The sequence below is a fragment of the Lachnoclostridium sp. An169 genome, from assembly GCF_002160525.1.
Classification (GTDB): Bacteria; Bacillota; Clostridia; order Lachnospirales; family Lachnospiraceae; genus Mediterraneibacter; species Mediterraneibacter cottocaccae.
Map to the genome: position 1 here is coordinate 47,225 of NZ_NFKT01000001.1, position 24,467 is coordinate 71,691.

Consider the following 24,467-nt stretch of genomic DNA (forward strand, 5'->3'; position numbering starts at 1 on the left):
ATAAAAAACGGTTACGTTTATAAAATCATAAGATTTTTTTCACAATCCCTTATAAAATCTGTGTTATCATGAAAAAAGTTACAGAAGAACAGTGAGGCGTACGTATGAGTGATAACAGGGGAAACAGCAGGGGAAACGGAAGAAGAAGTTCACAGGGCAGCAGAAAAAGCCCCGGAAATGGCAGGAGGAGCGGAAAGAAGAAAAGGCAGGCAGGATACCGGCTGGCTAATGTCAACCGGGGACTTGTCATCCTGATTATTATCGCAGTGATCCTCGGGATATACTCCTGTGCCGTGCGGGGGGACAGGGAAATTGTAAATGTGGATGCATCGGAGCCCAATATTGATGTGCAGCTGCTTGATGTGAACCCGTATTCCAGACCGGGGACCCAGGTGAACCAGATCAACGGGATTGTGGTGCATTACACGGCGAATCCGGGCAGCACCGCCCAGCAGAACCGGGATTATTTCAACGGACTTAAGGACAGCCATGAGACCGAGGCGAGCAGCAATTTCATTGTGGGTCTGGACGGAGAGATCATCCAGTGCGTGCCCACATGGGAGATGGCGTATGCGTCCAATGAGCGGAATGCGGACACGGTTTCCATTGAGTGCTGCCATCCGGATGAGAGCGGACGTTTTACCGATGATACATACCGCTCTCTTGTACAGCTGACGGCCTGGCTGTGCGTGAAGTTCAATCTGACGCAGGACGACGTGATCCGGCACTATGACGTGACCGGAAAGGACTGTCCGAAATATTTTGTGGAGAACCCGGAAGAGTGGGAGATCTTTAAGGAAAATGTGGGAAAAGCCATTGAGAAAAGCTCTGCAGAGTAAATCTGCAGGCTTTTCTTGCCTTTACACGGGAAAGTTGTTATAATATGTTGTATTGTGTAGAGAAAGTGTGGAGGAAGAAGATGAACGACCTGGAGATGTACCGCGAGCAGCTCGCCATCTGCGACGACAGGATTATCGACGCGCTGGTGGAGCGGAATGCGATCGTGGAGAAGATCATGGCATATAAGGAAAAATACGGCATGGCGATCCTGCAGCCTGCCCAGGAAGCCAAGCAGGAGAGACGGCTTGAGGAAAAGCTGAAAGACAATAAATACAGGGAAGAGATCCGGGATGTGTTCCAGCGCATTCTGAGGAACAGCAAACGGATACAGGCGAGAAAGCTCTTCTCCTATAATATTGTTCTGATCGGTTTCATGGGGGCGGGAAAATCGACGATTTCCGATTACCTGAGCACTATGTTTGACATGAGGCTCGTTGAGATGGATCAGGAGATTTCCGAGCGGGAGGAGATGAGTATCCCGGATATTTTTGCGACTTATGGAGAAGAATATTTCCGAAACCTTGAGACGAAGCTTTTGAAAGAGATGCAGTCGGAGAAAAACTGTATTATATCCTGCGGCGGAGGCGTGGCGCTCCGCGAGGAGAACGTTGTCGAGATGAAGAAGAACGGGAGGGTTGTCCTCCTTACAGCGAGCCCGGAGACCATATATGAACGGGTGAAAGACAGTGATGACCGACCGATTCTGAACGGGAACAATAATGTGGAGTTTATTGCAGAACTGATGGAGAAGCGCAGGGAGAAGTATGAGGCTGCCGCAGATGTGGTGATTCAGACGGACAACAAGACGATTCTGCAGATCTGCGAAGAGCTGATTACAAAGCTGATGGAGTTGGATGGCAGGTAATGTTTGAAAGATTTTTCCCGGACGACTATGTGGCGTCCACTTATGTGATTCCTTTCGAAAAACTGTATAAAGACGGGTACAGGGGCGTAATATTTGATATTGACAATACCCTCGTGCCGCATGGGGCGCCGGCGGATGAGAGGGCGGAAAAGCTGTTCCGGCGGCTTGGAGAGATCGGCTTTTCGTCCTGCCTGATCTCCAATAACCAGGAAGCAAGGGTGAAGATGTTCAACAGGAATATCGGGACCCACTATATTTACAACGCCCATAAGCCATCCACGAAGAATTATCTGAAAGCCATGGAGATTATGGGGACGGACAGAAGCAATACCGTCTTTGTGGGGGATCAGCTCTTTACCGATGTGTGGGGGGCGAAGCGCGCCGGAATCCGCAGTATTCTGGTGAAGCCGATCCATCCGAAGGAGGAGATCCAGATCGTTCTGAAGCGATATCTGGAAAAGATCGTGCTGCATTTCTACAAAAAACAGCGCAAACAGGCGGATATTTGACAGAAATCCGCACAAAAGACAGATTGTGGGCCCTAATACAGCAAAAAAATATTGAAAAATAAGGAAAACTATTATAGAATTAATAAATGGAATGCCGATAAGAGGCGTATGATTGAAGGAGGATTGTAAATGGTTTCAGCAGGAGATTTTAAGAACGGCCTTACCATTGAGATGGATGGGAACATTTATCAGATTCTGGAGTTCCAGCATGTAAAACCTGGAAAAGGTGCGGCGTTCGTAAGAACAAAATTAAAAAATATCATCAGCGGCGGTGTGGTTGAGAAAACGTTCCGTCCGACTGAGAAATTTGAGAATGCGCATATTGACAGAAAAGATATGCAGTATCTTTACAAAGACGGTGATCTGTACAACTTCATGGATGTGGAGACATATGACCAGATCGCTCTGAACTCCGACGTTGTAGGCGATGCGCTGAAGTTTGTAAAGGAGAATGAGACAGTAAAGATCTGCTCACACAAGGGAAATGTATTTTCTGTTGAGCCGCCGCTGTTTGTCGAGCTGGCGATCACAGAGACAGAGCCGGGCTTCAAGGGAGATACCGCTCAGGGAGCTACAAAGCCGGCTACAGTGGAGACAGGCGCAACCGTTATGGTTCCGCTGTTCGTAGAAGTAGGCGATGTGCTGAAGATCGACACTCGTACAGGAGAGTACCTCTCCAGAGTATAAGTCCGTGTTTTCAGAACGCCTTTCGAGAAGGTTGTTTGCAGGGGATGTTCCGCATTGCGGGACATCCCTTTTTGTGAAAAATTCCCTATTGCATTTCGGGACAGATTCTTCTATAATCAAGATTACATAATATTGTTCTATTTATTTTTTATCAGTTTCAAAATGATACGATTCGTATCGGTTTTCTCGTTAATTTTGTATGAACCGCGGCAGAAAGGAGAAAAATGAATTACAGAGAATTTGTAGGCGCGGTAGAGGAAAGACTGAATCAGAAGATGGAAGGCGGTGTGACGGTAAGTACATACAGAGCGGTGAAGAACAACGGAAAAGAGAGAGTAGGGGTGCTTCTCGAGACTCCGGGAGTCAACATTTCACCGACGATTTACCTGGAGGAATACTATGAAGGCTATCTGGCGGGGAAGCCGGTAGATCTGATTGTGGATGGTATCCTTGAGTTTTATGAGAATGTGAGAAGAAGAGAGTCCTGGGATTATGAAAAGGTTCTGAGCTTTGAAGGGGTAAAAGACAGAATTGTTTTCAAGCTCATTAACACGGAGAAAAACCGCGATCTTCTGGAGCGGGTGCCTCATATGGAGCTTCTGGACCTCTCTATTGTGTTCTATGCGCTTCTCGAGGTGACAGACGAGGGAACAGCGGCTATGCTGATTGAGAACAGTCATGCGGGCAAATGGAAGGTGACAACGGATACCCTCTGGGAAATGGGAAAGGAAAACGTAAGGAAACTTCTTCCGGCAGAATTCTTCACCATGAACTATGCTCTGAGAGAGCTGGTGAAAGGCAGGGTGAAGAGCAGCGCAGAGCCGGAAAATCTGCTGACTGACAGCGATGCGGATCGCGACGGAATGTATGTGCTGTCAAACCAGATCCGCAATTACGGGGCCGCATGTATCGCATATCCCTATATCCTGCGGATGATCGGGCAGATTCTTGGAGAGGACTACTACGTTCTGCCAAGCAGCGTGCATGAGGTGATTATCATCCCCTGTTCCATGAGCCTGCGTGCAAGTGAGATGGATGCCATGATACGCGAGATCAATATGACCCAGGTGGCGGAAGAGGAGATTTTAAGCGATCACTCATATCTATATGTGCGCAGTACGGAAAGCCTGATGATGGGAACCCGGAGGAGCCGCAGGAGCATGTTCTAGTTCCAGGCGGTGAAAAACAGGAGAAAAATGCCGGCGGCGGCATTTTTCTCTTTACAATCGGAAAAAATTGTGTTAGGATAATTAAGGTCGCTTGAAAGAGCCGGAAGTTCCCGGAGGAACAGAAAGCCTGAAAAGAGACTGGAATGCGTCTGTAGCTCAGTGGATAGAGCGATGCCCTCCGGAGGCATGTGCGGCGGTTCGACTCCGCTCAGACGCTTAAAAAAACCGGGAACTGCTGTAATTTCAAAAACTACAGCAGTTCCCGGTTTTTTGCTTTCTTATATCAGATTTATCTTTTTCTTCATAATAAAATGCATGACAGCATACTGGACAGCTGCAATGGCAAACATCAGCAGAATACTTCCCCAGAGCCCTTCAAACAGATAGCCGACTACACTACGGCCTTCTCCTGCGGTTACCCCGGCAAAATAGTCGGATGAAAAATGTCCGCTCGCAGCCAGAATAAGCATGGTCAGCACCTGCACACATGCCGATGTTATGAAGTATACGGCTACAGCCCCGATTACCCGGTGGGAGGGAAAGAGCTGTCCCGCGGCTACGCAGAAGTAGGAAGAAATCACTGCGCAGATCCCGGACAGGAAGGAAAGAACGAACATGTATATCCCGAATGTGGAAATCGGCATTCCGAATTCCGCAGTTACCTCGGCGGCAACCGCAGCGTAGGCGTCGGTCACATTCTGCCCGGTCACAAGAAGGACAATGCCTGCCGACAGGACGATGACATCCACTGCATACAGAATCCATCCGGAGATGATCTTTGCCCACAGATGCTGCACGCCGGAAGCCGGGAGCGTCCAGGTGAGGTATCCTTCCTTGCTGAAAAGGTTCCGGTAAAAACGGACGGTAAAAAGCAGCCATGTGCCGGAGTTTACCAGAACGAACAGAATGAGCATGGCTGAGGAAAATACAATGATCTGCGCAAGCAGCAGATCCTTATCTCCGTTGAAGTCCAGGCGGTCCATGAACAGGAACCTGGAGGCAAGGCAGATAATAAAATAAACGATATGCAGCAGAAGAAAAACTTTTGCTGTAGCCTTCAGGTCATATTTGATTAATTTTCCTAGCATCGGAACACCTCCCGGAATAAAGTGTCAACAGATTTCCCGTACTCGGTCCGTATCTCATCAACGGTGGCGTTGAGGCTGATCTGGCCGTTCTGCAGAAAAATGACCCGGTCCAGGACATTTTCGATTTCAGCGATCAGATGGGTTGAGATCAGTACGGAAGCGTTTTCGCTGTAGTTTGTAAGGATCGTCTGCAGAATGTAATCCCTTGCGGCCGGATCCACGCCTCCGATGGGCTCATCGAGCACGTAGAGTTCAGCGTCCCGGCTCATGACGAGGATGAGCTGCACCTTTTCCGCGGTTCCCTTGGAGAGAGTATGGAGCCTTGCGCGGCGGTCAATCTCCAGGGCGTCCAGCATTTTCGAAGCGCGCTCCATGCTGAAATTATCATAAAAATCTACATAGAAAGAGAGAAGCTCCTCCACCCGCATGGAAGAATTGAGATAATTCCGGTCCGGCAGATAGGAGACAATCCGCTTGGATTCCACTCCCGGCGCCATTCCGTTTATCATGATATGTCCTTCGCTGGGGACGAGCAGTCCGTTGATCAGTTTGATCAGAGTGGTCTTTCCGCTCCCGTTGGGACCGAGAAGTCCGATAATCTGACCCCGGTCAAGTGCAATGTTCAAGTTGGAGAGGGCAAAAAAGTTCCCGTATTTTTTTGTAAGCTGCTGACATTCAAGTATTGGTCGCATTGTTATTCCCCCTTATCGTTTCCTGTATCATCTCCAGAGTCTCACCGTCTGAAAATCCGAGATGGTGCATCTGGTCAAAGAAATGCCGGATGTGCTCCGAGGCAAGTTCCATTTTCATTTTTTTGATCATTTTCTCGTCCTCAGTAATGAATCGTCCGCTCGTCCTCTGAGAGTAGACGAGACCGGCGCGCTCCAGTTCGGAGAGAGCTTTCTGCATCGTATTCGGATTCACGGCGGCATCAAGAGCCAGATCGCGGACGGAAGGGATCTTGTCGCCCGGTTTGTAGACGCCGGAGATGATGTCATGCTGAATCCGTTCCATCAGCTGCAGGTAGATCGGGCGGTCATCATCCAGATTCCATGGCATCAAATCACCTCTTTTTTAAATTGTATTATTTGCTTAGTACAATCTTACGCTGAAAGGTAAGGATTGTCAAGAGTGTGTTAAAAATCTTTACAGATTATCCCGGATAATCCGTTCTTTCATCTGACTGTCAAAGACTCCGCTGCGAAGCATTTCGATCTCGTATCTGTAGGGGGCGAAGGACTTTTTCGGATTCTCCGGAGACGGGATATAGGGGGTCTCCAGGATCTTCGGGACATCCTCAAAGTCCGGGTGATGGACAATGTAGTTCAAGGCGTCGAAACCGATACTTCCGAAACCGATGTTTTCATGCCGGTCTTTCGCCGCGCCGGGTGCATTCTTGCTGTCGTTGATGTGGAAGACGGCGATCTGGTCTTTCCCGAGAATCCGGTCAAATTCCCCGATGACATCGTCAAAGTGGTGGATAATGTCATAGCCGCTGTCACTGGTGTGGCAGGTGTCAAAGCAGACGCGGAGCCGGTCGTTGTGGACCACACCGTCGTAGATTGCTGCAAGTTCCTCAAAAGTGCGCCCGATCTCGGATCCTTTTCCCGCCATGGCCTCCAGTGCGATATAACAGCCGGTGTCGGCAGTCAGCACCTCGTTGAGCCCCTTGACAATCTGGCGGATTCCCGTCTCGACTCCCTCTCCGACATGGGCGCCGGGATGGAGAATGAGAATATGGCTTCTGCAGCTTACGGTGCGTTCGATCTCCTTTGCCAGAAACTCTGTGGCAAGGGAAAAAGTCTCCGGTTTTACTGCATTGCCGAGATTGATAATATACGGGGCGTGGACGATGATCTCATCGATGCCGTGCTCCTTCATGTATTCCCATGCAGGGTCAATATTGAGTTCGCTGATTTCCTTCCTGCGGGTGTTCTGGGGCGCTCCGGTGTAGAACATAAAGGTGTCAGCCCCGTATGATACGGCTTCTTTTGCTGATCCGAGAAGCATCTCCTTCCCGCTCATACCTACGTGTGAACCAATTTTCATAATATGTTTTCCTTTCTGTAAAAAAAATCCGGGGGCATAAACCGGCGACACAGCCGGTAAAGTCCGTCATATCATAAACCGGTCATGCAGCCGGCAGAATCCGGCAGCTTTCAAAGCGGCGCCGGTCAGTCTCTTATTATAACGGTAAAACAGGGGAGGTGCAACCGGTATTGCGGGATGCCAGTGAAAAGTTATAGGGCTGCCGCAGCCGGTTGGTAAGATCAGCACACGACAAACCAACCGGGGCGGCAGCCCCATTTCTTCTCTAATATTAATATTATTACATATTCGCAGGAATCTGCCGGGTGATTATTCCTGAATCTTCACGTATGGCTGTGAAATCATCTCTCCGTCCTCTGAGAGTGCTCCGATACTGCGGAAGAAGCTCAGATAGGAGGAGTCAATACAGTCGTCATCCACTACGTAGACCGACGTACAGGTAAGAGTTTCCCCGCTTTCCACATCGGCAAAGAAGAAAACGCAGAAAGGATGCACGGGAAATGCATAAAAATAAAAAAATCCGTATCTGCAGCTACTGGATATTCCCCCTGCACTCTGTTAAAATATTGCCTATAGAGAAAATGTGCCTGAGAAGCAGGAAAACAGGAGGAGTTCTGAATATGAGAGTCATCGATTTTAAGGATGCGAAATGCCGCCACTGTTACAAGTGTGTGCGGCACTGTGCCGTGAAGGCGATCTCGGTCAGGGATGAGCAGGCGCGTATTATGGTGGACCACTGTATCAACTGCGGGCGCTGCCTGGAGGTCTGTCCCCAGAATGCGAAGACGTTTGCCAGTGACCTGGATCGGGTGAAGGGGTATCTGCACCAGGGGGCGAAGACAATTATTTCCATCGCCCCGTCCTATGCGGGAGTCCTGGAGTTCGACACTCCGGGACAGGTGGTGGACGCCCTGCAGAAGCTGGGATTCTATGAAGTGCGGGAGACGGCGGAGGGGGCTGCCATGGTGACGAACGAGTACAAGAAACTTGTCCGCGCGGGAGAGATGCCCAATATCATCACCACATGCTGTCCCAGTGTGAATGACCTGATCGAGAAGTACTATCCGGACTGTGCGAAACTGATGGCGCCTGTCGTATCCCCTATGGTGGCGCACGGGCGGTATATCAAAAAGATCTACGGACCGGACGTAAAAGTAGTGTTCCTGGGACCATGCATCGCCAAGAAGCAGGAGGCTATCGGAGACGAGCGGGTGAGGGGAGCCATCGACGCCATCCTGACATTTGAAGAACTGGCGGACTGGTTCAAAGAGGCGGGGATCGACCTGCACGCCTGCGAGGATAAGCCAATGGGCAACCCGGATCCGAAGATCAACCGGCTTTATCCGGTCAGCGGCGGCGTGATTCAGTCCGTCATCACGGAAGAGGAGGCGGACGGGTATCACAAGGTATTTGTGGACGGTCTGGAGAACTGTATGGAGATGCTGGAATGTCTGCGGAAAGGGGAACTGGACCACTGCTTTATCGAGGCAAATGTCTGCGAGGGCGGATGCGCAAAGGGACCTGCGTCGGCACACTGGAATACTTCCTATGTGAAGACAAAGGTGAAGATCGAAAATGTGGTTTCCTACAAGGCGGCCCGGGATCTGCCGGATATGACCACAGAAGAGCTGGCGAAGCAGTTCGGAGACCGCAGGGTGGCTGATCCTCTGCCGTCGGAGGAACAGATCCGGAGAATTCTGCGCTCCACGGGGAAATATTCCCCGGCGGACGAGCTCAACTGCGGCGCCTGCGGGTACTCCACCTGCCGGGAGAAAGCCATCGCGGTATTCCAGGGGAAGGCGGAGCTCTCCATGTGTATGCCTTACGCCTTAAATCAGGCGGAATCCATGTCGAATGTGGTGATGGATGTGACGCCGAATATGATTTTCGTCATCGCAAATGATATGAAGATCATGGACTGCAACAAGAAGGGACAGGATCTTCTGGGCGTGGGACGGGAAGAAGCGGTACAGAGGTACATATTCGAGTTTATCGAGGCGGACGATATCGAGACAGCTCTTCTGACGAGAGAACCGGTGCTGCACAAGAAGGTACAGCTTGAGAACGGAAGGATGACGGCGGAGGAGACCATCGTCTACATCGAGAATCTGGATGCGGTCCTTGTCACTTTCCAGGATATCACGAGAGAGGAGAAGATCCGGGAGCAGCACTATAATCTGAAGGTGGAGACCGTGGAGATGGCGCAGAAAGTCATTGAGAAACAGATGATGGTTGCCCAGGAGATCGCAGGTCTTCTCGGGGAGACCACTGCGGAGACAAAGGTCACATTGTCCAGGCTGAGGGATTCCATTCTGAACGAGGAGGAGTAGCCCATGAGTGTGAGTATTGACGTGGCATGGAGAAGCCTCAACAAACACCACGAGGAACTCTGCGGCGACAAGGTGGAGATTATCAAGAGGGATGACTCGGATATCGTGATTCTGGCGGACGGCATGGGAAGCGGCGTGAAGGCGAACATCCTCGCCACGCTGACTTCCAAGATTCTGGGGACCATGCTCTTTGAAGGCGCCGGGATCGAATCCTGTGTGGAGACCATTGCCAGAACCCTTCCCATCTGCAAAGTGAGAAAAGTGGCCTATGCCACATTCAGCATCCTCCAGATTTTCCACAGCGGGGAGGCATATCTGGCAGAATTTGACAATCCTTCCTGCGTGTTCATCCGGGACGGGAAAATTGTCAGTTATCCGTACGAAGTGAGAGAGATCGAGAACAAGAAGATTCATGAGTGCCGTTTTCAGGTGAAGAAAAACGACTGCTTTGTGCTGATGAGCGACGGCGTGATCTACGCGGGAGCGGGCTCCATCCTGAACCTTCAGGGATGGACCTGGGAGGCCATGGCGGAGTATACGCTGAAATGCACGAAAAAGACCCTCTCGGCTTCCCGGCTGGCGGTTATGTTGAGCCAGGCATGTGAAGAGCTTTACGAGGAAAAGCCGGGGGATGATACAACGGTGGCGGTAGCCCGGGTGATTGACCGCAAGGTGCTCAATATTTTTACCGGCCCGCCGGCGTCCAAAGAGGATGATGAGCGCCTGATGCATGAGTTCATGCACATGGAAGGAAAGAAAGTGGTGGCAGGAGGCACGACGGCGAATATCGCCGCCCGGGTGCTGGGCAGGGAGATCCGCACGGAAATCGACACCTGCAATCCGGACGTACCGCCCATGGCAGTGATCGACGGCATCGACCTGGTGACCGAGGGTGTGCTGACGCTGGGAAAATGTCTGAAGCTGCTGAAAAAATATGAGAGGGACGAATTTGACGCAGAATTTTTCGATGAGCTGGACCAGAATAACGGTGCGTCCCGACTGGCAAAGATGATACTGGAAGAATGTACCGAACTGAATCTCTTTGTGGGAAAAGCAGTAAACGAGGCCCATGCCGACTCAGAACTGGATTTTGATCTGAGTATGCGGATGAACCTCGTTGACCAGCTGATTCACACGGCAGAAAAGATCGGAAAGACCGTGAAAGTAAAATATTATTGATTATCTGAGGAATCAGGCGGCTGTCACTGCAGATGATAATTGCAGGTACGGCCGCTTTTGTATGTGAGTTCCACGCTGTCCGAGTTCTCCCAGCGCTGTCCTGCGATACCGGGAGTGTCCCAGGAAATGCGTCCGGCCAGGAGTCTGATCTGTTCCCGGTCCGAGAGAAGCAGTCCGTTGGAAACCGCCTCTTCTGCCTCTGTCTGCGAAAGTGAAAGTTCCTGAAGCAGACTGTCGAAGATTCCCGCATTGTAAGACTCCTGCGTGAGGAAAAGGCGGGCTTCGGAAATGGTATCTTCCGGTATGGAGCTGCTCAGGACACAGCCGTATTCTTCCAGGAGCGCAAGCGTGTTTTCATATTCCGGATAAATATAGAAATACCGGATGATTTCCGTGTTCGGATAGTAGGTCGGATAAAGCGTTTCTGTCGGGAAAATCATTTCCGGGTCCGGCTTGTCTCCGGACATGATCCAGTATGGAAGCGTAAACAGCAGCTCGCCGACGGGCGCGCGGTTCTGAAGCGTATCCACGCTGACAGCAAGAACATCCTCCCTGTAGGCATTTATCAGTGCATCCCGCTGCTTTGCGGTAAGGTTGAGAGCGTTCTCTTCCCCTGAGATATCGCACGTACTGACGGCGAGAATATCTTTCGGATTAATATGAAAAATGGGAAACAGATCTCTGCGGTAATCTTCATTTTGACAGAGGGTTTCCAGTGTGGCCAGAATGTCCTCCTGACGGAGTACATACCGGCGCGCCACCGTTCGCCCGCTTTTCAGGCGGTACTGGAAAATGGCGCTGACATAGCCGGAAGCTTCCTCATAAGATTCCCCGTTAATATATTTCGGCGTGATGCCGGCCTCCAGATTATCGATCCCTTTCTGTGCAAGTTCAAGAAGCATCCCGGTGTCTTCCGGGGGCGCAAAGATCCGCAGTTCCGGCGCCTCGGCGGAATACTGGCCCGGATAGGTGAAATAGCTGTAAAAAGAATCCGGGGTAAATCCTACGCTCGCGGTCCGGGACTCATCCGGCAGATATGTGTCGTAGCCGGTCAGGTCAAATCGCATCACGACGAGAACCAGGAGCACTCCGCCTATGGCGATGAGGGAGGAGCGCCAGTTCTTCAGGAGCAGACGGAGATCCTGCTGATAGAGATACTCGATCAGTCCGCAGAGCAGCACGGCGAACAGGATGCTTAAGAGAAATACCCAGTCCGGTTCCACCACTCCGGCCAGTGTGCAGGCGAGGAACCCGGCACACATGGCAGTGGGGATACAGATAAATATCTTGAAAAACGGAGCAGTCACCGGAAAGGCCAGTGCATTTCCCGCTGCCTCCGAGGGGTAGAACAGGCAGAGGATATAAGCTGCCGCTGCGAGAATAGCAAGGACAATCAGACAGGCGGGAAGGGAGGCTGTCAGATCTGCTGTTGCCGAGTCGTGAAGGAGCCGGTCAAAAAGTTCGATGGGGCTGACCAGATCGGTAAGGCGCTCCGGGAGGCTTACAATCACTGAGCAGCTGGTCTCATAAAATGTCTCCTTCAGAGTTGTAAAGAGGGAGAGTACAATCTCCGGATATACGCAGAGGACTAAGAACGCCGCGGTCTGCGCGATGATGGTGCCGGTCAGGACCGCTGCCAGAATCCCCGCCTGGTAGACCAGAAGGAATGCAGCGATTCCGCCCAGGATGGAGGTGGCGCAGGAGAGGGCGTTTTCCTCTGTTATGATTCCGCCTGCAGATCCCGCCGCCAGGGAGAGAAAAGCGCAGATCAGGTAGGGAATGAGGAAGGAAAGAAACCCTCCCATATAGGAGATAAGGAACGACTGACCTCTCCGGAGGGGAAGGCTGTGGTAGAAATCCAGTTTCTCCCGTGAGTGAAGATAAGAGAATCCGGAAGCGGCAGCCAGCAGTGCCAGGATAAAAATGGCAACAGCAAGAGGAAAGAAGCTGTTCCCGTTGAGAAGACCGGAAAAGACAGAAAAGATCCAGTCGTCCTCAGCCAGAATTCCCGAATCCGGATAAGTGCTGTCAATATACATCAGAGAATAGACCGGCATAAGCAGAAAGAGACTGATAGAGCTTAAAACCGGAAGCCATGCTCTGTGCCGGATGTCGGAAAGGATGAATTTAATATATGAAATCTTTGATGTCATAGCCTGCCACCTCCGTTTCGCTGATAAAGATTTCTTCCAGGGTAAGGGGGAGAACCTCTGCAAAGAGCGGTTCGCTCGCCTCTGCTGTCCTTAAAACTTCCCCGCGGTCCCCGCGTACAGTCAGGGTGAGAAGGGAACCGGAACGCTCCAGCTTCAGAATATGGAGGGAGCGGATTAACTGCTGTTCACGGGAACGGTCCGGAATCACACACTGCAGTTTGCATATCGTACATTTGATCTGGTCCAGATCACGGGTCAGGAGAAATTTCCCTTTGTGCAGCAGCCCCACGCTGTCGCAGATATCCTCCAGTTCCCGGAGATTGTGGGATGAGATGACGGGAGTGAAATCCCGCTTCATCATCTCCGAGGCAAAGAGGCTTTTGACTGCCTGCCGGACAACCGGATCCAGTCCGTCGAAAGTCTCGTCGCAGAGCAGATACCGGGTCTGGCTGCACAGACCGAGAAGGAGGGAGAGCTGCTTCTTCATGCCCTTGGAAAATGTGCTGATCTTCCGGTTCGGTTCCAGCCGGAACTTCTTGATCAGGCTGTCAAAGAGCCTGCGGTCAAAATTGGGATAGCACATGGCATAGTATTCCCGCATGCGGATGGTGTCCGCTGTGGAAAAGAAATAAGGGGAGTCCGAGAGAAAACAGATCTCCGACTTGACCGGCCCGTTCTCGTAGACCGGCTGCTCATCCACAAGGACCTCCCCGCTGTCCGGTCTTAAGATTCCGCTGATCAGCCGCATCAGCGTGCTTTTCCCGGCGCCGTTCGATCCCACAAGACCGAACACCATCCCGCTCTGGATCTGGGCGGTGACGTGGTCGACTGCGTGGATGTGCCGGAATGTTTTGTCCAGATTCTTTAGTTCAATCATGAGAATCCCCCTTTTCGTAAATGCAGCGGATGACTTCCTCATACTCCTGCTCAATGATGCCGAGTTCCCTGCCGTAAGACACCAGGCGGCGGAACTGCTCCATCAGCGTCCGTTTTTTCTGTTCCGCCAGGCCGGTGCTCTCGGCGACAAAATTCCCTTTTCCTTTTACCGAATAAATATAACCCTCCTGCTCCAGGGTGGAGAAAGCCTTCTGGATCGTGTTGGGATTGATCGACAGCTCCATGGCGAGGGAGCGCACCGAGGGCATCTGGCTTCCCGGCGGCAGGGCGCCGCTTAAGATCAGTGTCTGAAAGCGTTGGACGATCTGTTCGTAAAGCGGCAGTTTGCTCTGATAGTCGATCGAGATCATGGCGGACTCCTTTCTGAAAGCAGTTGGGATAAAATGTCAGTTGCTCAAGAACAGTATGAAGTGTACTAGTTCAACTGGTACACTAAACGTAACATACGGGGGCGGGAATGTCAAGCATGGTAATCTTCCACAAAATGATTTCCCTTCAATAATAAAGAAAAATATGCTATAATTCTTGGTTAATATAGGAAAATATTTGGATAATTATATTATACAATATATCAGATTCGGTGGAGTTGGGCGTGAGATTATATAAAAATAATCGATTAAAGGCAGGAGCTGTCAGGCATTGTTTTATGCGGATCTAAATAAATTATGAGAAACCAGTACTCATAAAGGGAAGAAGTGGTTCCGGCTGTTTTGCCCAGAGGCTCGAGGAGGAAATACGATGAAGAAGAAAAAGAACTTGTTTCGACAGATAAAGCATAGCTTTCAAGTGAAAGTACTGATTTCTATTTTATTTCCAGTTATTATCATATGTATTGTGTCAAATCTGGTGATCAGCGGTGTTTTAGGATTTCAGCTTTTAAAGAAAAAGGAAGCTATAGAAAAAGAATATATTTCTGTGATTGAGGCCTACATGGAAGATGCACAAAAAAATTTAAATATTCTCGCTCTTTTAGCTGATAATAATTCAAGTGTACAGTGGGTGATGAAGCGAGCATATATGGATAGTGTGGAAACTAAAAAATATGCTCTGGATGCACAGGAAAGTCTTCAGGATTCACTGAATGCAAATCCGATGAGTGGATATGTAAAAAATCTATTTCTGGTCAATAGTTCGGGAATGCTGATTTCTGTGGTGTCTCAACAATCTGCGGTGCGGTCAGAACAAATTTTTCTCAGTCCGCTTTTCGAAGAACGAGAAGACAGTAGAACTGCAGTGTCCAGAGTGACGGATTCTGTGATCGGAGCAGACAGGATCCTCGCGTATGTGTACCCGTTAGATGCAGGTCAGGATGCTTTCATGTACATAGAGGTGGATACAAAGTATTTTAAGGAATTGCTGGAGCCGTACCAGGATTCGGCAAATGTGTTAATTCGGAGTCTTGGAAGCAATGGGGATATCTGGTATTCCTCACAGAAGTTTGAGGCAGAGTATCTACGTTATGGAGAAAAACGGTATATTGCGGATTCGGTTCCATTTGTTCCATTTGATATTGAAATCAGCACTATGCTTGAGCGTAATATTTATACGGCGGATAATCTGCTCGTACTTTATGTATTTTTAGCAGCAGCTGCTACGGTAATCTGTGTCGGTTTCACAGTTTCGAGAATGATTTCACGAAGAATAACAGGTCCGCTCAGACAGGTCAGTAACCATATCGGCGCAATGATAGATCAGGATCATCTTTTTACAGATGAAACGATTGAAATGGGGGAAGATGAAATTGCGGAAATCGGGAGAGCATTCAATCGTCTGGTGCGCCATATTAATGATCTGATTTTCAGGCAGAAAGTAATGTATGAGCAAAAACAGCGATTGGAGATGAACGCGCTTCAGGCGCAGATTAATCCGCATTTCCTTTACAATACACTGGATTCCATCCGTTGGATGGCCATCATTCAAAATGCACATAATATCGAAGGAACGGTAATGTCCCTGGAAAATCTGCTTCGAAATATGGCAAAAGGAACTGGTGATAAAATAACTCTGCGGGAGGAACTTTCTCTGGCACAGGACTATGTGAATCTTCAACAGGTACGATATATGGAAATTTTTGACTATATCTGCAAAATTCCGGATGAGTATATGGATTACACTATTGTAAAAATGACGATGCAGCCGGTGATTGAAAATGCGATCTTTCATGGAATTGAACCTACGGGGACTTACGGGGAGATTCGCGTTGCAGTTTGCTCTGAAGGGGAAGATCTTTTCATTTCGATTGAGGATAATGGAATAGGAATGGATGAAGCTGAGTTGAGGGATATTCTGAAGAAAAAACCAGGGAAGAATTCGATGAGTGGAATTGGTATTAGTAATGTGAATGAACGTCTTAAGATGACTTATGGTTCAAAATATGGTCTGATATATGAAGCAAAAAAAGGGTGTTTTACAAGGGTGATTATTCATATACCAAAAGAAAGAAAAGGAGAAGAGGGCGCTAATGTATAAAGTGATGATAGTGGATGATGAGACGATTATATTGTCGGGAATAAAATTCCTGACAAACTGGGAAAAGCACGACTGTGTGATAGCAGCGACTGCGAGAAACGGGGCTGATGCGTTGGAACAGATTCGAGATATTCAACCAGATTTGGTGCTTGCTGACCTGAACATGCCAGTTATGGATGGCATAACTTTGATGGAGAAAACAAAGGAGGAATTCCCATATATTGTGTTTATTGTGCTTACAAATTTGGAAGAGTTTGATTTAGTCAGAGAAGCATTGAGGCTGCAGGCTGTAGATTATCTTGTGAAAAGCAGACTGGAACCAGCTGTATTAGATGACGTTTTGGAACGCGCAAAAAAGAAACGGGACGAAAGGGGGCGTCTGATGACCGTAGGAGCGGCGGATTATTTTGAGAGACATAAGCAGATGGAAGTGTTAAATAAGGCACTTCAGGAGGTTGTGTTTGCAAATCGGAGTACGCTCGATGAGAAAATGGGACAATTTCTGGCAGAATCGGGAGTAATGAAGTGGTATGGCTTTTTTTATCTGCCGTTTGATTTTGCTGCTATTTCAACTGGAGAACTGCCAAGGAAAGAAGAGCGGGTAAAGCTTATGAACTGGATGAGAGAACTGGTGTTAAAAACAGCAGATAACGTTTTCCGGGAGAATTATATGTTGGTGGATATGGGGGAAACCAGTGCATTGACACTTTTTGTACATCACTTGTCTCAGGGATGGGGAGATCTTGCTGAAATGTTTTCAAGAAAGATAAAAAGCACAGTCAAGATGATTACGCAGGCGGAGTGTCAGGTATTTCATACACATATATATAACGGATATGAAGATGCGGGAAAGTGTGCAGAAGAGTATTGGAATCTTCAGGAACAGTACTATCTGGGGCAGCCGGAGGTAATGCTTGAGAGAGGGGAAAATACTGTGGCTGAATATGAACCTTTGGGACTCAGAGGAATAGGTAGTCTGCTATACTCAGAAATCACACGTAGAAATTTAAAGGGGATTCAATCTGTTATGGATAGTGCCCGGATGAGAATTTGTCAGACCGTTCATCAGAAGAGTCAGGCAATCTGGCTCTTGAATGAACTGAATCGGGAGTCATCTGCCGCATTGTCAGAAATAGGAATTATGGATAATGTATCAAAAGAAAAATTGAGCAGTGTGGAGACAATTGAAAATATTCATACGAGAAGTCAGGTTCTGGAGCAACTCGAACTTCTCAGAAATACACTTGCGGATGCGGTAGATAACTATGGCACATCCCAGAATGCAATTGCAGTGAAGGCTAGAAGATTTGTGCTAGACCATATGGAGTCCCATGTAAGTTTAGGCGAAGCCGCTGCGTTTGCTGGTGTTACAGCTGGATATTTGTCTATGGTATTTAAAAGGGAATACCATCAGAGTTTTACAGACTTTGCAAACAGCAGCCGAATTGAGTATGCCTGCCATCTTCTTAAAACTGAAAATCTGCTGATCTCTGAGATTGCATGCCGCTTGGGGTATGAGAACACGTACTATTTTTCGAAAGTATTTCGTAAATACATGGGGATGTCTCCTACGGATTATCAAAAGCACATAAAAAAAGAGGAGAGAGATGAAAAAAGTGCAGATAGTGTAAAAAAGTAACAATTCAGATGAGGATATAATAAAAAAATACAAACAGTCTGAGAAATTCTCGATTCCTTTTACTGCACAAAACTTTTATAATCTAATCATAGATCAGATACAGTACTGTAAATAGATAAAACTGAAACGTAAAAGGAGGAAAAAATGAGAAAGAAGACTGTGAAATCTATTGCGCTTGGGCTTACGGCAGTGACACTTGCCGCAACTGTACTTTCAGGATGTGGCTCATCAAAAGATAGTGCGGAAAGCGGAAAAAATGGTGGAGAGGAAGAAGTAACACTGACTTTCCCGGTATGGGATCTGGCTACAAATGGATATTTGAAAAATATTGTGGATGGATTCCAGAAAGAGCATCCGAACATTAAAATTAATATGGTTGATACTGCGGGATCCGAATATATGAATAAGCTTACAATTATGTTAAATGGCGGAACGGACTGTGACATTGTATATGTGAAAGATCCAGACACAACGGCATCCTATATGAAAAAAGGGCAGCTTGAAGATCTGACTTCCTATATTGAAAAGGATGGAATAGATACCTCCAAGTACATTTCGTATGATAGCTTTAATTTGGAGGGAAAGCAGGCGGCTTTACCATTTAAGACCGATTACTATGTACTGTTCTATAACAAAGATATTTTTGATGACGCAGGTGTTCAATATCCGTCAAACGACATGACATGGACAGAGTGGGAAGAGATGTGCAGCAAGCTTACAAGTGGCGAGGGCGCCAATAAGATTTATGGAGGATTCCTGCACACCTGGCAGGCTTGTGTGCAGAACTGGGCAATTCAAGACGGTAAAAATACAATTCTCGGTCCAGATTACACATTTATGAAGCCGTATTACGAGATGGCGCTCAGAATGCAGGATGCGGGAACAATTATGGATTATTCCACACTTAAAACCGGAAATATTGCCTATGCTTCTGTATTCCAACAGGGAACTGTTGCCACGGTTCCAATGGGAACATGGCTTGTTCAGCAGATGATTGCAAAAAAAGCCGCCGGCGAAACAGATGTGAACTGGGGAATTGCAACGATTCCGCATCCCGATGGAGTGGAAGCCGGAAGTACGGTTGGATCTACAACTCCGATGGCAATCAATGCGAACTCCAAGTATAAAGAAGAGGCCTGGGAGTTTATCAAATATGCATGCGGTGAAAAAGGTTCCTCTTACTTGATTTCTGCGGGAGGATTTCCATCTTATCAGGATGACACGACAATTGGAGAAATCTGCAAAGCAGACGGTATGCCGGAAGGTGCAGCAGAAGCGCTTCAGACGACATCGATTGTACTTGATAGACCAATCAACATCAATTCCGCTGAAGTAAACCAGATGCTTGGTGAAGAACACTCGTTAATTATGATTAAAGAGAAGTCTATAGATGATGGACTCAAGGAAATGGGCGAGAGAGCAAAAGAAATTGAAAATAGTTAGGATATATAGCGATGCAGTTTCGCAAATTATATTTGTCTGAAAAAATGGGCGGCAGTAAACTGCCGCCCGTTTTTAAGTGGACTGCTGAATAGAGAATGTATTCTAATGGCTTTGTCAAAGCAAGTAAGGAGGCACTATGAAAAGAAAGTCAAATAAAACAAGTAGAGGAATGACTCTGACGTTTAGGCAGAACCTGATAGGATATTCGTTTATTCTTCCGAATCTGATAGGGTTTCTGATTTTCATTTTTATTCCCGTAATCTTCTCGTTAATTTTAAGCTTTTCCCGATGGGATGGGTTTAACCCGATGGAATTTGCAGGGTTACAGAATTTTATCGATATTTTTCACGATGAGGTCTTTGTCGGAGCAATCTGGAAGACAGCGTATTTTTCGTTCTTTACAGTAATTTTATCCATGGCGGCTTCTTTAGGTCTTGCGTTGCTTCTCAACCAGAAGATTAAAGCCAGAGGATTTTTTCGCTGCGCGTTGTTCTTCCCGTATGTAGCCTCAATTGTAGCTGTGTCTGTTGTATTTAACGCTATGCTTCAGCCGGATTATGGTCCTGTAAATGAATTTCTGAAATTTATTGGTGTCTCTAATCCACCGGGATGGCTGGCTTCAACTACATGGGTTATTCCGGGACTGATTATTGTAAATGTATGGAGGAATATGGGATATTTTATGATTATTTATCTGGCTGGACTTCAAAACATTGACCAGAGCCTCTATGAGGCAGCAGAGATCGATGGAGCAAAGGGGTGGGCTTTGTTTAGCAGGATTACCTGGCCGCTTCTAAGCCCAAGTACTTTCTTTGTAGTTATGATGTTGGTGATCAACTCCTTTAAAGTGTTTGACCTGGTGTACCTGATGACTCAGGGAGGACCGGGAAATGCATCTACTATGCTTTCACAATACATTTATAACAAAGCGTTTATCTCGTGGGACTATGGAAAAGCTTCCGCAGCAGCTATGATTCTGTTTATTATCGTGGGGCTTTTGACCGCATTCCAGTTCCAGGCTGAAAAGAAGTTGGTTAATTACTAGAAAGGAGACAAAATGGTTAAAAAGAAAAATCCTTTAAAAAGAGTTTTAATTTATCTTTTACTATTAGGTCTGACTATACTTACATTGACCCCTCTTCTGTGGATGGTATCATCTTCCTTAAAGTTGGACAGCGAAGTGTTTTCTATACCGATTAAATGGATTCCGGAAAATCCGCAGTGGAGCAACTATGTGAAAATTTGGGAGAAGATACCGCTTCTTACATTTACTTTTAACACGATTAAACTGACTGTAATCATTACGATTATACAAGTGGTTACATCCAGTTTTGCGGCGTATGGGTTTGCTAAATGCAGATTCAAGGGGAGAAATGTCCTTTTCCTTCTTTATGTGGCTACAATGGCTATTCCGTGGCAGGTGTATATGCTGCCCCAGTATTCGATTATGAATATGTTTCACTTGGTTGACAGCCATATTGGCTATATTTTGATGCAGAGCTTTACGGCCTTTGGGGTGTTTCTGATGAGACAGGCATTTATCTCGATTCCGGACGAACTTCTTGAAGCGGCAAGGATCGACGGACTTTCCGAGTATGGAATCTATGCAAAAATCGCGCTGCCTCTGAGCAAAGCATCTATTACTACGTTGGTTATTTTTACCTTTGTAACGATTTGGAATGATTATATGGGACCGATGATATATCTCAATACGGAATCTAAGAAAACACTACAGCTTGGAGTTAAGATGTTTGTGGGGCAGTATGCAACAGAATATGGTCTCGTGATGGCAGTATCTGTATTGGCATTAATTCCGGTATTGATCATTTTTCTGGCTGGACAGAAACAGTTTGTACAAGGCGTTGCAAGTAGCGGGATCAAAGGTTAGAAAGAAGAAGGGAGGAATATTATGTTATACCCTGAGACAACACGAAGCAGAATGGTATTTGATCTAAGCGGCATATGGGATTTCCGTCTTCTTAATGAAGGGGAAAGAGAGAAAACAGATGCGGGAAAACGCCTTTTGAAAGGATACCCTATGCCGGTACCTTCGGCATATAATGAAATATATCCAGGCCGGGAGTTCGCAGATCATGTGGGGGACATGGTTTACCAGAGAAGCTTTATGGTAACAAAGGAAATGATGACACATAATAGACTGACTCTTCGGTTCGGAAGCGCAGCGCACCGTGCAGACGTATGGCTAAATGGCGTATTCCTTGGAAACCATAAAGGCGGTTTTCTGCCGTTTGAATTTGATATAAGTGAAGTTGTAAAGACGGGAGAAAACCTTCTGACAGTATTTGTGAACAATATTGTTGATTATTCCACTCTTCCGTGCGGAAGGATGGAGGTGCAGCATTTTCCCGGAAGTCCTGATAAAAGGGTAAATCTGCCGAATTTTGATTTCTATAATTATACCGGGCTTCTGCGTCCGGTATGGCTATGTATTATACCCTTGGTGTATATTGATGATATTGAGATAAGTGGGCATATGAATGGAGAGTTTATATGGAATGTAAAGATTGCAGGAAATGTCGAAGAAGTGGAAAGCATAGAAGTAGATGTAAGTCTGCTGGATGAGAATGGAAAATGTGTGTACAGCGGAAACGGGATATCTGGACGGGGAAAACTCTCTGAAGTGCATCTGTGGTCTCCGGAGGATCCCTGTCTGTATCAATTATACGTTAGAATGAGAATAATTGATGAGAATATGCTGGAAGATGAGTATAGAGAAACGTTCGGTTTCCGTGATGTAGAAATAAAAGATTGCCATATCCTGTTAAATGGAAAAGCTGTATACCTGAAAGGATTTGGAAAACATGAGGAAGGGAGTATTCGCGGACGTGGGACAGACCTTGCACTTATGACAAAGGATATCGGATTACTGAAATGGATTAATGCAAATTCTTTCCGTACGAGCCATTACCCAAATAGTGAAGAAATGATGCGGATTTGTGACCGGATGGGGATACTGGTAATTGATGAGGCACCTGCGGTTGGTCTTAACACTGGATTTACGGCAACAGGACTTTTGGGCGGAGATGCAAAGGGAACCTGGAAAACATTGACCACCTTGGAACATCACAAAAAAGTGATGGAAGAATTGGTGGCAAGGGACAAAAATCATCCCTGTGTGATTGCGTGGTCTGTCGCCAATGAACCAGCCAGTCAGGAAGAAGGAGCAAAGGAATATTTCGAACCCCTTATTGAGATTACAAAACGGCACGACCCTCAGAAACGTCCGGTTACAATAGTAACATACGAAGGTGCAGGAGCAGATACATGTCGTGTATCCGGTATGTGTGATTTTCTAATGCTGAATCGATATCGTGGCTGGTATGATACAGAGGGAAATTTGCAAGGGGCCGCTGCAAAATTAAGAGCTGAGCTGGAAGATTTTCACAGGCGATACCCGGAGAAACCGATTATGCTTGGAGAGTATGGGGCGGATACGATTGCAGGGCTACATGATCTAAACGCCAGACTCTTCACGGAAGAGTATCAGACTGAATTTATGAAAACTTATGGAAAAGTTTTTGATTCTTTGAATTTTATTACAGGAGAGCATGTCTGGGTGTTTGCAGATTTTGCGACTGCTGAAAATATTAAGAGAGTAGATGGAAATAAAAAAGGGATTTTCACAAGGGACAGACGTCCTAAACAGGCGGCATTTTTTCTGAAAGAGAGATGGAAGGAGAAGTAAAATGGGGGAAAAAAGAAAAAATGTATTGTTGATCTGTACGGATCACTGGCCAGGGTATCTGCTTGGATGTGCCGGTCATCCAGTGGTTATGACTCCGACATTGGATCAGTTGGCGGTAGACGGGATTCGTTTTGACAGATGCTACAGTACATGCCCGGTGTGTATACCAGCAAGGAGAAGTCTAATGACTGGAACATTTCCGGCTACTCATGGAGATCGGGTGTATTCTGAGAAAATGACAATGCCGGAGGTAAAAACTCTTGCCCAGGCATTTCGTGATGCGGGATATCAGGCGTACGCTGTAGGAAAACTGCATGTTTATCCTCAGCGAAACAGAATAGGCTTTGATGATGTGATTCTTGAGGAAGAAGGACGAACAGAATTCGGAGTAACAGATGATTATGAGATATGGCTTGGGGAAAACGGATGTGTAGGACAAGAGTTTGCTCATTCTATGGGGAATAACTGCTATTATACACGCCCATGGCATTTACCAGAAAGAATGCATCCTACAGCGTGGGCAACAAGGGAAATGATTCGGCAGATACGGAGAAAAGATCCTACTCGTCCGGCGTTTTATTATCTGTCATATTCGTTTCCTCATCCTCCGTTGGTACCCATTAAGGATTATTTGGAACTATATGATCTGGAGGAGATTGATGCTCCACAAATGGCAGATGACTGGGACGATAACCGTGTGATCTGGAAATTCCTGAAAGAAAAGTCAAAGTCATATTCAAAGAAAGAAATATACCTTGCACGTCGGGCTTTTTACGCACAATGTACGTATATTGATCATCAGATTCGCAGTGTAATTGGAACACTCAAGGAAGAAGGACTGTTAAAGAATACAGTAATTGTTTTTTTCAGCGATCATGGAGATACATTATTCGACCATGGATTGGCGGGAAAACGAACCTTTTATGAAGGGGCTGCGAATGTTCCAATGATCTTTTCTGGAGAAGCTGTTGGAAAATACAGAGGAACTGTAGATAGTAGAGTGACGTGTCTTGAAGATGTAATGCCCACATTGCTAACCCTGTGTGGAATTTCGGTACCGGATACGGTAGAAGGAATGTCGATGTTTTCAGAAAAGAAAAGAAAACTTCTCTATGGTGAAATTGGTGAGGATATCAGGGCTACACGTATGGTGACGGACGGTAAGAGGAAGCTGATATATTATCCGTGTGGAAATGTATTTCAGTTCTTCGACTTAGAAAAGGATCCAAAAGAACAGCATGATCTTCACGAAGTTTTTGAATGGAAGGATACGGAAAAAATGATGATAGAATATCTGATTGCGCATCTCCATGGAAAGGATTGCGAGTGGATGAAGGATGGGAAGCTTGTAGGATTCCCGGAGCCGGAATATTATGCTTCTCCGGATTACACACTTTTTAATCAGAGGGGGATCCATTGGCCACCGCCGGGACAAGGACAGTGA

21 protein-coding genes and 1 tRNA gene are annotated in these 24,467 nt (G+C 47.1%); 15 read left to right on the forward strand and 7 right to left on the reverse strand.

The features are described from left to right. The first annotated feature begins 104 nt into the window (after positions 1–104). The 6 genes from B5F07_RS00250 (at position 105) to B5F07_RS00275 (ending at position 4,287) form a co-directional block, all read left to right on the forward strand. Positions 105–839: a peptidoglycan recognition protein family protein gene (locus B5F07_RS00250; protein ID WP_087159279.1), complete on the forward strand. Its 735-nt coding sequence runs from the start codon at positions 105–107 to the stop codon at positions 837–839. 80 nt (positions 840–919) lie between these two features. Continuing rightward, positions 920–1,705, forward strand: coding sequence for a shikimate kinase (locus tag B5F07_RS00255; protein ID WP_087159280.1), 786 nt, complete (start codon positions 920–922; stop codon positions 1,703–1,705). Beyond that, positions 1,705–2,214 (forward strand): YqeG family HAD IIIA-type phosphatase, encoded by a 510-nt coding sequence (locus tag B5F07_RS00260; protein WP_087159281.1) that lies wholly within the window; start codon positions 1,705–1,707, stop codon positions 2,212–2,214. Before B5F07_RS00255 ends, B5F07_RS00260 begins: the two co-directional genes overlap by 1 nt. 129 nt (positions 2,215–2,343) lie before the next feature. Beyond that, positions 2,344–2,901 carry an elongation factor P gene (gene efp, locus B5F07_RS00265; RefSeq protein ID WP_087159282.1) on the forward strand — a complete coding sequence of 186 codons (558 nt, stop codon included), beginning with the start codon at positions 2,344–2,346 and terminating at the stop codon, positions 2,899–2,901. A 224-nt stretch (positions 2,902–3,125) separates the two neighbouring features. After that, positions 3,126–4,070 (forward strand): DUF5688 family protein, encoded by a 945-nt coding sequence (locus B5F07_RS00270; RefSeq protein WP_087159283.1) that lies wholly within the window; start codon positions 3,126–3,128, stop codon positions 4,068–4,070. 145 nt (positions 4,071–4,215) lie between these two features. Next, positions 4,216–4,287: transfer RNA gene (locus B5F07_RS00275), tRNA-Arg, on the forward strand. Between the two features lie 61 nt (positions 4,288–4,348). On the opposite strand, the gene B5F07_RS00280 is transcribed toward B5F07_RS00275, so the two are convergent. The 4 genes from B5F07_RS00280 to B5F07_RS00295 all read right to left on the reverse strand — a co-directional run bounded on the left by B5F07_RS00280 (position 4,349) and on the right by B5F07_RS00295 (position 7,207). Further along, positions 4,349–5,158, reverse strand: a complete 810-nt coding sequence (locus tag B5F07_RS00280) for a hypothetical protein (RefSeq protein ID WP_087159284.1) — start codon at positions 5,156–5,158, stop codon at positions 4,349–4,351. After that, a complete protein-coding gene (locus tag B5F07_RS00285; protein ID WP_087159285.1) occupies positions 5,152–5,850 on the reverse strand; it encodes an ABC transporter ATP-binding protein in 699 nt (232 codons plus the stop codon). The genes B5F07_RS00280 and B5F07_RS00285 overlap by 7 nt, the downstream gene beginning before the upstream one ends. Continuing rightward, on the reverse strand, positions 5,834–6,217 hold the full coding sequence (locus tag B5F07_RS00290) for a GntR family transcriptional regulator (RefSeq protein ID WP_087159286.1): 384 nt from the start codon (positions 6,215–6,217) through the stop codon (positions 5,834–5,836). Before B5F07_RS00290 ends, B5F07_RS00285 begins: the two co-directional genes overlap by 17 nt. 87 nt (positions 6,218–6,304) lie before the next feature. After that, complete coding sequence (locus B5F07_RS00295) at positions 6,305–7,207, reverse strand: deoxyribonuclease IV (protein WP_087159287.1); 903 nt, start codon at positions 7,205–7,207, stop codon at positions 6,305–6,307. A 620-nt stretch (positions 7,208–7,827) separates the two neighbouring features. Here B5F07_RS00295 and B5F07_RS00305 point away from each other — a divergent pair. Further along, on the forward strand, positions 7,828–9,537 hold the full coding sequence (locus tag B5F07_RS00305) for a [Fe-Fe] hydrogenase large subunit C-terminal domain-containing protein (protein ID WP_087159522.1): 1,710 nt from the start codon (positions 7,828–7,830) through the stop codon (positions 9,535–9,537). A 3-nt stretch (positions 9,538–9,540) separates the two neighbouring features. Beyond that, the gene (locus tag B5F07_RS00310) at positions 9,541–10,716 is read left to right on the forward strand and encodes a SpoIIE family protein phosphatase (RefSeq protein WP_087159289.1); all 1,176 of its coding nucleotides are present in this window, start codon (positions 9,541–9,543) and stop codon (positions 10,714–10,716) included. 23 nt (positions 10,717–10,739) lie between these two features. Here B5F07_RS00310 and B5F07_RS00315 read toward each other — a convergent pair whose 3' ends face one another. The 3 genes from B5F07_RS00315 to B5F07_RS00325 are packed head-to-tail and all read right to left on the reverse strand — an operon-like array spanning position 10,740 to position 14,116. Beyond that, positions 10,740–12,869: a DUF6449 domain-containing protein gene (locus B5F07_RS00315; RefSeq protein ID WP_087159290.1), complete on the reverse strand. Its 2,130-nt coding sequence runs from the start codon at positions 12,867–12,869 to the stop codon at positions 10,740–10,742. After that, on the reverse strand, positions 12,844–13,746 hold the full coding sequence (locus tag B5F07_RS00320; protein ID WP_087159291.1) for an ABC transporter ATP-binding protein: 903 nt from the start codon (positions 13,744–13,746) through the stop codon (positions 12,844–12,846). Before B5F07_RS00320 ends, B5F07_RS00315 begins: the two co-directional genes overlap by 26 nt. Continuing rightward, positions 13,739–14,116: a GntR family transcriptional regulator gene (locus B5F07_RS00325; RefSeq protein ID WP_087159292.1), complete on the reverse strand. Its 378-nt coding sequence runs from the start codon at positions 14,114–14,116 to the stop codon at positions 13,739–13,741. The genes B5F07_RS00320 and B5F07_RS00325 overlap by 8 nt, the downstream gene beginning before the upstream one ends. Before the next feature lie 388 nt (positions 14,117–14,504). Here B5F07_RS00325 and B5F07_RS00330 point away from each other — a divergent pair, with 388 nt between their 5' ends. The 7 genes from B5F07_RS00330 (at position 14,505) to B5F07_RS00360 (ending at position 24,467) form a co-directional block, all read left to right on the forward strand. Then, entirely contained in the window at positions 14,505–16,235 is a 1,731-nt protein-coding gene (locus B5F07_RS00330) for a sensor histidine kinase (RefSeq protein WP_087159293.1), read from the forward strand. Then, the gene (locus B5F07_RS00335) at positions 16,228–17,874 is read left to right on the forward strand and encodes a response regulator transcription factor (RefSeq protein ID WP_087159294.1); all 1,647 of its coding nucleotides are present in this window, start codon (positions 16,228–16,230) and stop codon (positions 17,872–17,874) included. The genes B5F07_RS00330 and B5F07_RS00335 overlap by 8 nt, the downstream gene beginning before the upstream one ends. A 144-nt stretch (positions 17,875–18,018) precedes the next feature. After that, positions 18,019–19,317 carry an ABC transporter substrate-binding protein gene (locus B5F07_RS00340; RefSeq protein ID WP_087159295.1) on the forward strand — a complete coding sequence of 433 codons (1,299 nt, stop codon included), beginning with the start codon at positions 18,019–18,021 and terminating at the stop codon, positions 19,315–19,317. 136 nt (positions 19,318–19,453) lie between these two features. Beyond that, complete coding sequence (locus B5F07_RS00345) at positions 19,454–20,362, forward strand: carbohydrate ABC transporter permease (protein WP_087159296.1); 909 nt, start codon at positions 19,454–19,456, stop codon at positions 20,360–20,362. A gap of 12 nt (positions 20,363–20,374) precedes the next feature. Continuing rightward, on the forward strand, positions 20,375–21,205 hold the full coding sequence (locus B5F07_RS00350) for a carbohydrate ABC transporter permease (RefSeq protein WP_087159297.1): 831 nt from the start codon (positions 20,375–20,377) through the stop codon (positions 21,203–21,205). 21 nt (positions 21,206–21,226) lie between these two features. Continuing rightward, entirely contained in the window at positions 21,227–23,023 is a 1,797-nt protein-coding gene (uidA, locus tag B5F07_RS00355) for a beta-glucuronidase (RefSeq protein WP_087159298.1), read from the forward strand. A 1-nt stretch (position 23,024) separates the two neighbouring features. Then, on the forward strand, positions 23,025–24,467 hold the full coding sequence (locus B5F07_RS00360; RefSeq protein ID WP_087159299.1) for a sulfatase-like hydrolase/transferase: 1,443 nt from the start codon (positions 23,025–23,027) through the stop codon (positions 24,465–24,467).